Source organism: Streptomyces sp. SAJ15 (assembly GCF_007595705.1).
Lineage (GTDB): Bacteria > Actinomycetota > Actinomycetes > Streptomycetales > Streptomycetaceae > Streptomyces.
This window is the reverse complement of sequence record NZ_NISY01000012.1, coordinates 1-10,970: the sequence shown is the minus strand read 5'-3', so window position 1 is coordinate 10,970 and position 10,970 is coordinate 1. Positions and strand designations below refer to the sequence as shown.

General features: G+C 73.9%; 9 protein-coding genes and 1 pseudogene. 6 read left to right on the top strand and 4 right to left on the bottom strand.

Features of this window, described 5'->3' with window-relative positions; translation table 11 throughout:
• Window positions 1-51 precede the first annotated feature (51 nt).
• Window positions 52-285, top strand: coding sequence for a hypothetical protein (locus CD790_RS25240; RefSeq protein WP_186319224.1), 234 nt, complete (start codon window positions 52-54; stop codon window positions 283-285).
• A complete protein-coding gene (locus CD790_RS25235; RefSeq protein WP_144385640.1) occupies window positions 285-656 on the top strand; it encodes a toxin Doc in 372 nt (123 codons plus the stop codon). Before CD790_RS25240 ends, CD790_RS25235 begins: the two co-directional genes overlap by 1 nt.
• 118 nt (window positions 657-774) lie before the next feature.
• Here CD790_RS25235 and CD790_RS25230 read toward each other — a convergent pair whose 3' ends face one another.
• The 3 genes from CD790_RS25230 to CD790_RS25220 all read right to left on the bottom strand — a co-directional run bounded on the left by CD790_RS25230 (window position 775) and on the right by CD790_RS25220 (window position 5,706).
• Complete coding sequence (locus CD790_RS25230; RefSeq protein WP_144385639.1) at window positions 775-2,457, bottom strand: DUF885 domain-containing protein; 1,683 nt, start codon at window positions 2,455-2,457, stop codon at window positions 775-777.
• 110 nt (window positions 2,458-2,567) lie between these two features.
• Window positions 2,568-3,971, bottom strand: a complete 1,404-nt coding sequence (locus CD790_RS25225) for a GNAT family N-acetyltransferase (protein WP_144385638.1) — start codon at window positions 3,969-3,971, stop codon at window positions 2,568-2,570.
• A 142-nt stretch (window positions 3,972-4,113) separates the two neighbouring features.
• A complete protein-coding gene (locus tag CD790_RS25220) occupies window positions 4,114-5,706 on the bottom strand; it encodes an alkaline phosphatase (protein ID WP_144385637.1) in 1,593 nt (530 codons plus the stop codon).
• A 145-nt stretch (window positions 5,707-5,851) separates the two neighbouring features.
• Here CD790_RS25220 and CD790_RS25215 point away from each other — a divergent pair, with 145 nt between their 5' ends.
• Genes CD790_RS25215 through CD790_RS25205 form a run of 3 tightly spaced genes read left to right on the top strand, consistent with a single transcriptional unit; the run spans window position 5,852 to window position 9,739 of the window.
• Window positions 5,852-6,499: a TetR/AcrR family transcriptional regulator gene (locus tag CD790_RS25215; protein WP_144385636.1), complete on the top strand. Its 648-nt coding sequence runs from the start codon at window positions 5,852-5,854 to the stop codon at window positions 6,497-6,499.
• Window positions 6,500-6,532: 33 nt separating this feature from the next.
• Window positions 6,533-8,767, top strand: a complete 2,235-nt coding sequence (locus CD790_RS25210; RefSeq protein ID WP_144385635.1) for an AAA family ATPase — start codon at window positions 6,533-6,535, stop codon at window positions 8,765-8,767.
• 42 nt (window positions 8,768-8,809) lie between these two features.
• Entirely contained in the window at window positions 8,810-9,739 is a 930-nt protein-coding gene (locus CD790_RS25205; RefSeq protein WP_399218197.1) for an RNA polymerase sigma-70 factor, read from the top strand.
• Between the two features lie 33 nt (window positions 9,740-9,772).
• Here CD790_RS25205 and CD790_RS25200 read toward each other — a convergent pair whose 3' ends face one another.
• Window positions 9,773-10,519: an SDR family oxidoreductase gene (locus CD790_RS25200; protein WP_144385634.1), complete on the bottom strand. Its 747-nt coding sequence runs from the start codon at window positions 10,517-10,519 to the stop codon at window positions 9,773-9,775.
• 79 nt (window positions 10,520-10,598) lie between these two features.
• On the opposite strand from CD790_RS25200, the pseudogene CD790_RS25195 reads away from it, so the two are divergent.
• Window positions 10,599-10,925 (top strand): annotated as a pseudogene (locus CD790_RS25195) (HNH endonuclease); the annotation flags it as partial.
• Window positions 10,926-10,970: the final 45 nt, after the last annotated feature.

The following is a 10,970-nucleotide window of genomic DNA, read 5'->3' as shown; positions in this document are numbered from 1 at the left end:
TTCCGTCACGGCACCCCCCGGCCGTGGTACCGATCCGGTACCGTGGCCGGTATGCCAGCACTGAACATCGAGTTCACCGACGAGGAGCTCGCGGCCATCCGCGAGGCCGCGGCCGCGGACGGCAAGAGCATCAAGGCATACGTCCACGATCTCTCCGTCCGTGAACAGCAGCGGCGCATCTTCGTCCAGCACGCGGTGAAGTTCTGGAACGAGCACATCGAGGAGTTCGACGCGGCCTTCCCCGAGGAAGTGCCCCCGCCCGCGGACCGTGGCGCGGCCGCCTGATGGCCCTCCATATCGACATCCCCTGGCTCCTGGGCGTACAGGAGCAGAAGCTCTACGAAGAGCCCGCCGTGCACGACTACACGGCGCTGGCCGCGGCCGTCTCCCGGCACGCCTTCGACGTGGCCAAGTTCGACCACGAACCGGACGCCGCCTGGCGCGCCGCCGCGTTGATGCACACCCTGGTGCGGCTGCAACCGCTGCCCGCGCGGAGCAGCCTCTACGCCTGCATGGTCGTGGTCGCCTACATGGCCGCGGCGGGCGAGGGCATAGACCCGCCGTACGGTGCGATCGTCGACCTGACGCGCGACATCAAGGAGTACCGGGTCGACGTGTACGAGTGCGCCGACCGCATCCGCGGCTGGCGCATATAGCTCGGGGCGGAGACAGGGGCTCGGGCGGACCCGGGTTTCCTCGGGTCCGCCCCGCGCGGAGGGGCCGGAGGCGTTGGCCCTCGGCCCCGACCGCGGCCCGCCCCGCGCGGTCAGGCCGTCACAGTGCCGACAGCTCCGCCACCAGGTCGTCCAGGCCCAGCGAGCCCTGCGAGAGGGCGGCCATGTGCCACTTCTTGGCGTCGAAGGCGTCGCCGTGTCGCTGGCGGGCCGCCTCCCGCCCCGCCAGCCAGGCGCGCTCACCCAGCTTGTAGCCGATGGCCTGCCCGGGCATGCCGAGGTAGCGGACCAGCTCGCTCTCCACGAAGTCCGCCGGGCGGCCGCTGTGCGCCCCGAAGAACTCCTGCGCCAGCTCCGGCGTCCACCGCTCACCGGGGTGGTACGGGGAGTCGGCCGGGATCTCCAGCTCCAGGTGCATGCCGATGTCGATGATCACGCGCACCGCGCGCATCATCTGGGCGTCGAGGTAACCCAGCCGCCGCTCGGCGTTGGTGAGGTAGCCCAGCTCGTCCATGAGCCGCTCCGCGTAGAGCGCCCAGCCCTCGGCGTTGGCGCTGACCATGCCGACGGTCGCCTGGTAGCGGGAGAGCTGATCGGCGACGTGGGTCCACTGCGCCAGCTGGAGGTGGTGGCCCGGCACGCCCTCGTGGTACCAGGTGGAGACCAGGTCGTAGACGGGGAAACGGGTCTCGCCCATGGTGGGCAGCCAGGTCCGCCCGGGCCGCGAGAAGTCCTCGGACGGCTGGGTGTAGTACGGCGCCGCGGCGGAGCCAGGCGGGGCGATCATCGACTCGACCCGCTTCACCCGCTCCGCGAGCTCGAAGTGGGTGCCGTCGAGTTGCTCGATGGCCTCGTCCATGAGGTTCTGCAGCCACACCCGCGTCTCCTCGACGCCCTCGATGGCCTCGCCGTGCTCGTCCAGGTGGCGCAGCGCCTCCCACGGCGTGGCGCCGGGCAGGATCTTCTCCGCCTCGGCGCGCATCTCGGCGTGGATGCGGTGGTACTCGGCCCAGCCGTACGCGTACGCCTCGTCCAGGTCCATGTCGGTGCCGTTCCACAGGCGGGCCCAGCGGGCGTACCGCTCGCGGCCGACGACCTCCGGAGCTCCCTCGATCCCCGGCCCGTACACGTCGCGCAGCCAGTCCCGGATCTCCACCAGCGCGGCCGTGGCCACCTTCGCCGCCGCGTCCAGTTCGGTGCGCAGCACCTCGGGGCCGGGGGCCACGAAGTCGGCGAACCAGCCGCGCTCGGTGCCGATCCACTCCGCCAACTGGCCGATGACGGTGGACACCTGTCGCGGCCCGGCCGGCAGTCCCAGCTCCAGGCCCTCGGCGAGGGAGGCCCGATAGCCCGCCAGCGCGGCCGGCACGGCGCGCAGCCGCTCCGCGATGGCCGCCCAGTCCTCCTCGGTGTCGGTCGGGGTCACCGTGAAGATGGATCGCACCGAGTGCAGCGGGGAGTGCAGATTGCTGACCGCGCGGAGCGGCTCGCGCGCCTCGTGGACGGCCAGTTCGGCGGTGAGCCGCTCGCGCAGCAGCCGCGCGCAGCGCCGCTCGGCGTCGCTGTCCGCCCCCGGTCGCGCCTCGGCCTCGGCCAGCCGGTCCAGCGTGGCGCGGGCCAGGTCGGCGAGGGCCTCCTGGCCCGCGGGGGAGTAGTCGGGCAGCCGCCGCGAGCTCTCGGGCACCCCGAGGTAGGTGCCGGTGATCGGGTCGAGTTCGACGAGGGCGTCGACATAGGCGTCGGCGACCTGACGGGGCAGCGGAGCGTTCTTGATATCGGACATGTGGTCATCCTCGTACGGCCGGGGCCGTCGCGTCATCACCGCCGGGATACGCGTGGCCGATGGGCGTCGGAGTTCCCGGCCCCGGTCGGGGCGGTGTTCGGCCGGCGCGGTTACGGCCGGTGCCCGCGCGGCGGGGAGACGGGCGCCGGCGCGGACGCCGGTGTCGCGGCGATCCGGGCGGTGATGACGAGGGTGCCCTCCTCGATCTGGTAGTCCAGGGGAAGCCCCAGGCCGCGCATGGTCGCCACCATGCCGGTGTTGGCCGAACGGGTGACCGCGTAGACGCTCGCGCACTCGGTCTCCGCGGCCATGGCCACCAGCCGCCGCAGCAGCTCGGAGCCGATGCCGCGGCGCTGCCACGCGTCCTCGACCAGCAGCGCGACCTCGGTCTCGTCCCCGTCCCAGAGCAGATGGCCGAGGGCGGTCAGCCGCCCGGAGGCGGTGTAGGCGGCCAGGGTGCGGCCGTGGCGCGGGCTCAGCAGATGGTTCAGATAGCGTTCCGCGTCGCCCACCGGGCCGTGATAGCGCTGCTCCAGGGTGGCGGTCGAGCAACGCTCGTGCATCGCGCGGGCGGCCGCGAGGTCGCCGGGGCCCGCGCGGCGCACGGTGATCTCGTTCCCCTCGGGCAGCGTCAACACATCACGCCGGGGCGGCACGCGGGGGCCGAGCCGTGTGTCCAGCTCGACCAGCGCGCGGGCGCGGGCGAACTCCGTCGGGGTGAAGGGCAGGTACGGTCGCTCGATGGTGAGCGCCCCGCCCGCGGGGTCGCGCAGCCGCATCACGGTCTCCTCCAGCACGGCTTCGACCGGCAGCGGTTCGGCCAGCGGCCGTCCGGCCAGCGAGGCGGCGGGGAGCGTGCGGATGGTGCAGCGGCCGAGCAGCTGACGCAGCGCCAGCGGGAGCTCGGCGGGGTCCAGCGCGGTGCGGGTGGCCAGGTTCAGCACGCGGGTCGGGGTGTCGACCAGGTCATGGGCGTCGGCCCGCTCGACCCAGGTGGAGCTGCCGCCGCCGGCGGTGACGGCGCGCGTCAGCTCGGCCGGCGACAGGGCACCGGGGGCGCGCAGCAGGAACTCGTCCACCGCCCCGTCGGCCAGCGGATGGGCCTGGAGGGTCAGGATGTCGATGCCGTGCCGGGCGAGCGCCCCGCACAGCGTGGCGAGGCTGCCCGGCTTGTCCCGTACGGTCGTCCGCATCCGCCACACCGCGGTGCCGCTCTCGGTGCCCGGTACCGCCGCGGGGGCCGGGGCGGGGGCCCCGGCGGCGGTATCGGGCGTGGATGTCGGGAGGCCCGGCGGCGCATGGCTGTGCCGCCGGGCCCACCAGGTGTGGAACCCGGCGGTGGCCAGCAGGGTCACGGCGGACGCCAGGAGCAGCGCCCGACCGTCGGGGCCGTGTGCGATGGTGTTGGCGATCGTGTCAGCGACCGCCACCGCCGTGAAGAGGGCGGCGAGTTCGACGAGATCGCGCCGCCAGTGGTGGTGGCGACGGGAGTGTGCGGGAGTCACATGAGTCATGCCCACACCCTCGCCGAGCGGTGTTGCGTGATCACGAACGCTCTGTGTCCGGTGAGTAAAAGAGGCTCCTACGCCCCTAACGCCCGGTTTCGTACGCTCGTCAACCACATCGCTCTTCGCCACGCTCGCGCGGGGGCTCGCCCTACTGGCCGACCCGGCCGGGCTGGAGCACCTTGCGGAAGAGTACCCCGCCGCCCACCTCGCGCAGGCGGACCGTCAGCTCGCCGCTGTCGCCGTCGATCTCCACCTCGCCGTAGAACTGGAAGCCCTCGGCGGGGGAGACGTTGGCCCGGTCCGGCGCCTTGACGAAGGGCTGCTCGGGGCCGAAGGTCCCGTCCAGCTTCACCGCGGGGAACGAGCCGGCGTTCAGCGGCCCGGTGACGAACTCCCAGAAGGGCGCGAAGTCCTGGAACGCCGCCCGCGCGGGGTCGTAGTGCTGGGCGGAGGTGTAGTGGACGTCGGCGGTGAGCCATACCGTGCCGGTGATCCGCCGGTGCTTGATGTGCCGCAGCACCTCGGCGATCTGGAGCTCCCGGCCGAGCGGGGCGCCCGGGTCGCCCTGCGCGACCGCCTCGACGTCCGTCGGGCCGTCCGTCACCACCAGGCCCAGCGGCATGTCGGAGGCGATCACCTTCCACACCGCGCGGGAGCGCGACAGCTCCCGCTTGAGCCAGGCCGACTGCTCGGCGCCCAGGACGCCCTGGGCGTCCTCGGGCTGTCGGCCCGGCGAGTTGGCGTTGCGGTGGGTGCGCATGTCCAGGACGAACACGTCCAGCAGCGGGCCGTGCCGCACCACCCGGTACATCCGGCCATGGCGGTCCGAGCGGAGCGTGGGGACGGGGAAGTACTCGCTGAAGGCCCGGCGGGCCCGCGCGGCCAGCACGTCCACCCGCTTCTCGGTGTAGCGCGGATCGGTGAGGATCTCGCCCGGATACCAGTTGTTGACGACCTCGTGGTCGTCCCACTGCACGATCGAGGGCACCTGGGCGTTGAAGGCGCGGAGGTTGGCGTCCAACAGGTTGTAGCGGAAGTTGCCGCGGTACTCGTCCAGGGTCTCGGCGACCTTGGACTTCTCCTCGGTGGTGATGTTGCGCCAGGTGGTGCCGTCCGGCAGTGCGACGGTCGCCGCGATCGGCCCGTCCGCGTAGACGTTGTCGCCGCTGCACAGGAAGAAGTCGGGGTCCAGTCGGCGCATCTCCTCGAAGACGCGGTAGCCGCCCAGGTCCGGGTTGATGCCCCAGCCCTGTCCCGCCAGGTCTCCCGACCACACGAAGCGCACCCCGCGCCGGCGCCCCGCGGGCGCGGTGCGGAAGGTGCCGTACACCGGCTCGCCGGTGCGTCGTGGATCGTCCGGATCGGATAGCAGCACCCGGTAGTGGACCTGGGCGCCCGGCGCCAGCCCGCGCAGCGCCGTGGTGCCGGTGAAGTCCGTGCCGGGGCCCAGCAGCGGGCCGCGCCAGCGCCGCGGGCGGGCGAAGGACCCGGTCGTGGAGGTCTCCACGACCATGCGGGCCGGGCGGTCGGAGCGCACCCACACCAGGCCCGAGGAGGTGGTGACGTCGCCCACCTGGACACCCCAGCCGGCACGCGGCCGCCCGGACAGCGCCTGCGCGGGGGCGGCGCCGAGGCCCGTCAGCGCCGCCGTCGGCAGCGCCATCGCCGCGGACGCGGCGGCGGAGCCCCGCAGCACCGCCCGCCGGTCGACCGTTCTCCCGGATTCCGGTCCGATAGCCATGAAGATCCTTCCGTCGTTCGTGGGCACGTTGCTATCGGTACGAGATGCCCCGCGGTCGAACATTCGATGAACGCCCGCACGCGTCGAATTTTGTAACTGGGTAAAAACATTGACCGGGTAACGGGCATGGGCGTACCGTTGTCGCATGACGAAGCCTCAGCCCGGTCTGCGCGAGCGCAAGCGCCGGCGGACGATCGAGACGATCTCCGACACCGCGATCACCCTCTTCCTCGACGCGGGCTACGACCATGTGTCCGTCGCCGAGGTGGCGGCGGCCGCCGAGGTCTCCAAGCCCACGCTCTTCCGGTACTTCCCCAGCAAAGAGGACCTGGTGCTGCACCGCTTCGCCGATCACGAGGACGAGGCCGCCCGGGTGGTGCGGGGGCGCCCGGCCGGAGAGGCGCCGCTGACCGCGCTGCGCCGGCACTTCCTCGCGGCCCTCGACGCGCGCGACCCCGTCACCGGCCTCTGCGACCACCCCCAGGTGCTGGCGTTCCATCAGCTGCTGTACTCCACGCCCAGCCTGGTCGCCCGCCTCCACGCGTACACGACCCGTTCGGAGGAGGCGCTGGCCGGCGCGCTGCGCGAGGTGCTGCCCGGCGGCGCGCACGCCGAGCTCACCGCGCGGCTGGCCGCCGGGCAGATCGTCACCACCCAGCGGATCCTCGCCCTCGACAACTGGCGGTGCGTCGCCGACGGCGGCATGACGGCGGCTCAGGCGCACCCGGCCGCGGTGGCCGCCGCGGAACACGCCTTCGGGCTGCTCGGCGACGGCCTCGCCGACCTCCGCTGAACCGAGACCCGCAAGCCGACAAGGAGAAGAGGCATGACCTCGGACGCACTCGACGACGCGCTGGGCGCGGAGCGGACCTACGTCGACACCTGCCGGGCGGCCATGACCCGTATGGTCGAGGCCGCCGGTGAGCGGGTCGTCTCCGGTGAGGACGTCGCCGGCAGCGGAGCCAGCGCGGAGGCCCTCGGCCGCTATCTGCGCAGCCACGCCAAGGAGCTGGCCGAGGAGCCGGACAGCCCGCCCTTCTTCGGTCGCCTCGACTTCGTCGACGAGCCCGCCGCGGGCGACCACCAGGGCCAGCGCTACTACATCGGCCGGCGCCGCATCGCGCCCCACCCGGCCGCCCCGCCGCTGGTCGTGGACTGGCGCGCGCCGGTCTCCCGCACCTTCTACCAGGCGGGGCCCCGGGAGCCGCACGGCGTCGCGGTGCGCCGCCGCTTCGGCTGGGCCCCGCTCGGCCGGGGCGAGGCCGCGGACCTGACCAGCCTGGAGGACGAGCACCTCGGCGACCGGCCGCCCGTGGCGGAGCCGGAGGGCGCGCGGCCCGGGCCCACCGACGCCAGCCGCATCGTCGCCGCCGAGATCGAGCGCCCGCGCGTCGGACCGATGCGTGACATCGTCGCGACCATCCAGCCCGAACAGGACGACCTCGTGCGGCGTGAACTGGCCGCCTCCGTCTGCGTCCAGGGCGCCCCCGGCACCGGCAAGACCGCCGTCGGCCTGCACCGCGCCGCGTATCTGCTCTACACCCACCCCCAGCGCATCCAGCGCGGCGGCATGCTCGTCATCGGCCCCAACCGCGCCTTCCTGCGGTACATCGCGCAGGTGCTGCCGGCTCTCGGCGAGGCCGACGTCCGGCAGTGCACCGTCGAGGACCTCATCGCGCGGGAGCGCGTCGCCGTCACCGCCCCCGACGATCCGGCCGCCGCCCGGGTCAAACACGGCGCGGCGATGGCCGAGGTCCTCCACCGAGCGCTGTACGACAGGGTGCGCGCCCCCGGCGAGCCGCTCGCCGTCCCCGACGGCTCCTACCGTTGGCGCCTCGACGTCGAGGAGCTGCGCCAGGTCGTCGACGAGGTGCTCGCCCAGACCCCGCCGTACGCCGTGGGGCGCGAGCGGGTGCGCTCCCGCGTGGTGGCCCTGATACAGCGTCAGGCCGAGCGTCGCGCCGGGCCGCCGCCCGCCGCCTGGCTGCGGCGCATGGGGCGGGCCAAGGCGATCGGCGCCCTCCTGGACGAGGTGTGGCCCGCCGTGCGCCCGGAAGAGCTGGTGGCCACCCTGCTGACCGATCCGACGGTCCTGGCGCGGGCCGCGGACGGACTGCTCACCGAACCGGAGCAGACCGCGATCCGCTGGCGCAGGCCGCCCCGCTCCTACCGGAGCGCGCACTGGGCCCCCGCCGACCTGGTGCTGATCGACGAGGTGGCGGGGCTCATCGAGCGGCCCGACGGGTACGGCCATGTGGTCGTCGACGAGGCGCAGGACCTCTCCCCGATGCAGTGCCGCGCCATCGCCCGCCGCAGTGGCTTCGGTTCGCTCACCGTCCTGGGCGACCTGGCCCAGGGCACCACCCCTTGGGCCGCCCGCGACTGGCCGACCCACCTCGCCCACATGGGCAAGCCGGAGGCCGCCATCGCGCCGCTCACCACGGGATTCCGGGTGCCCGCCGCCGTCGTCGCGCTGGCCAACCGGCTGCTGACCGCGCTGGACGTGGACGTCCCACCGGCCCGCTCGATGCGCGGGGACGGTGACCTGCGTGTCGTGGCGCTGCCCGCCGCCGGCCTCGCCCCCGGGGTCGCGGCGGCCGTGCGCGCCGCCCTGGAGCGCGAGGGCTCCATCGCCGTGATCGCCGCTGACGCCGCACTGGAAGCGCTGCGGGAGGTGCTGCGGGCCGAGGGCATCGACACCGGGACCCCGGCCGGCCCCTCGAATGCGGACGGCCGCGTCACCGCGCTGCCCGCGTCGCTCGCCAAGGGCCTGGAGTACGACCATGTCATCGTCGTGGAGCCGGCCGAGATCGTCGCGGCCGAACCCCGCGGACTGCACCGGTTGTACGTGGCGCTCACCCGCGCGGTCTCCCGTCTGGAGGTGCTGCACGCCCTTCCGCTGCCGGCTGCCCTGCGGACTCCGGCCGCCGCGCAGGCCACCGGGCCGTCCTCGGAGTCGGCCGCCGCGTCGACCTCGGAGTCGGCTGCCGCGCCGGTCCCCGAGCGGGTCGCTGAGGCGACCTCGGAGCAGGTGACCGAGTCGTCGGCCGTTCCGGTGTAGCGGGCGCTGGACACCGCGCGGGTTGTCGGCTGGGATGGGCCGGTGACCTCCACCGCGGCCGACAGCGCTTCCCAAGCCCACCTGGGCGACGACCCCGACACCGCGACGCGGACCGCGGTCTTCCAGGAACACCGCATCCTGCTCATCGGGGTGGCGTACCGGATGCTGGGCAGCGTGGTCGACGCGGAGGACGTCGTCCAGGAGACCTGGCTGCGTTGGGCCGGAGCGGACCGCGCGGAGGTCCGCGAACCGCGCGGCTACCTCGTGCGGATCACCACCCGACTCGCCATCGACCGGCTGCGGCAGTCGCGGTCGCGGCGCGAGGCGTATGTGGGGCCCTGGCTTCCCGAGCCGCTGGTCACCGGCTTCGGGGAGGCGGTGCCGGACACCGCGGAGCGCGCGATGCTGGCCGAGTCGGTCTCCTTCGCCGTGCTGGTCGTCATGGAGTCGCTCTCGCCGCTGGAGCGGGCGGTGTTCGTGCTGCGGGAGGCGTTCGGCCTGCCGTACGGTGAGATCGCCGCCGCCCTGGACCGCGGCGAGCCGGCGGTGCGTCAACTGGCCGCCCGGGCCCGGCGCCATGTGGACGAGCGCAGGCCGCGGTACTCCGTGGATCCGGCGGAGCGGCGCGCCCTCACCGAGCAGTTCATCGACGCGGCCGCCGGGGGTGACCTCGGCCGGCTGCTGGCGCTGCTCGCCCCCGGCGTCCGCCTGATCGGCGACGGTGGCGGCAAGGCGCAGGCGCCGTTGCGGGTGCTGGAGACCGCCGACCACGTCGGCCGCTTCCTGGCCGGCGCCGCGGCGCGGATGCCGGGCGCCGAACTCGCCCTCACCGAGCTCAACGGGCAGTTGGCGGTGGTGCTCTCCGTCGACGGCCGCCCGGACATGGCGTTCAGCCTCGATGTCGCGGACGGCGCCATCGCCTGCGTCTACATCGTGCGCAACCCGGAGAAGCTGGCCGGGGTGCTGGAGTAGCGGCGCGGTCCACGGCCGGCGGCCTCGGACGGGTCACAGGCCGCCGGCCACCCGCAGCACGGCGCCGGAGGTGTACGACGCCTCCGGGGAGAGCAGCCAGGCGACCGCTCCGGCGATCTCCTCGGGTTCGCCGGGCCGGCGCATCGGCACCCGGTCCGGGTTTCGCCAGGGCCGCTCCGGGTCGCCCATGGCGGCGTGGATCTCGGTGACGACCATGCCGGGCTGCACCGAGTTGACCCGGATGCCCTCCTGCGCCAGCTCCTTCGACAGCCCCACCGTCATCGCGTCCACCGCCGCCTTGCTGGCCGCGTAGTGCACATACTCGCCGGGGCTGCCGGTGGTCGCGGCGCCGGAGGAGATGTTGACGATGGCCCCGCCGCGGCCGCCCAGCCGGGTGGACATCTCACGCGCCGCGCGACGCGCACAGAGCAGGGCGCCGGTCACGTTGACGTCGACGACACGGCGCATCACCTCGGGCGAGGCGTCGGTGAAACGGCCCAGCGGCCCGGTGATCCCGGCGTTGTTGACCAGCCCCGTGATCGTCCCCAACTCCGCCTTCACCGTGTCGAACAGGGCCTCGACCTGCTCCGCGACGCTGGTGTCCACCTGGACCGTCAGACAGCGCACCCCTTCCGCGCGCACCGCGGCCGCGGTCTCCTCGGCCCGTTCCCGGGCCCGCTCGTACCCGATGGCGATGCCGTGCCCCGCGCGGGCCAGCCGCAGCGCGACGGCCGCCCCGATGCCGCGGCCGCCGCCGGTGACCACCGTGATCTGATCCATGAACTCCCCGCTTCCCCGCCTCTGGCGTTCCGATCTTCCGTCTCGGTGCCGACAGCGTAGGGAGGCCGCGAGGGGCGGGGTGCGGCGGGCTGCCGAAGCGTCGCGGCCGCCGGACACGGCCGATGCCACCACGCTGCGCGAGGCGATCGCGGCGCTGTTCGTCGCCGACGAGGACCGCGCGGGGTACACGCGCGACGCGTTCCGGCACTGGGTCGACGCCGACCGCGACGGCTGCCACACCCGCAACGAAGTCCTGATCGAGGAGGCGACCGTGGCGCCCGCGGTCGGGGGACGGTGTGCGCTCACCGGCGGGGAGTGGCACTCCTACTACGACGACGTCGACCAGACCGACGCGAGCAGCCTCGACATCGACCACATGGTGCCGCTCGCGGAGGCGTGGGACAGCAAGTAGGCGGAGTTGGGCCAGACGCAACATTCCGCCCGTTGCCGC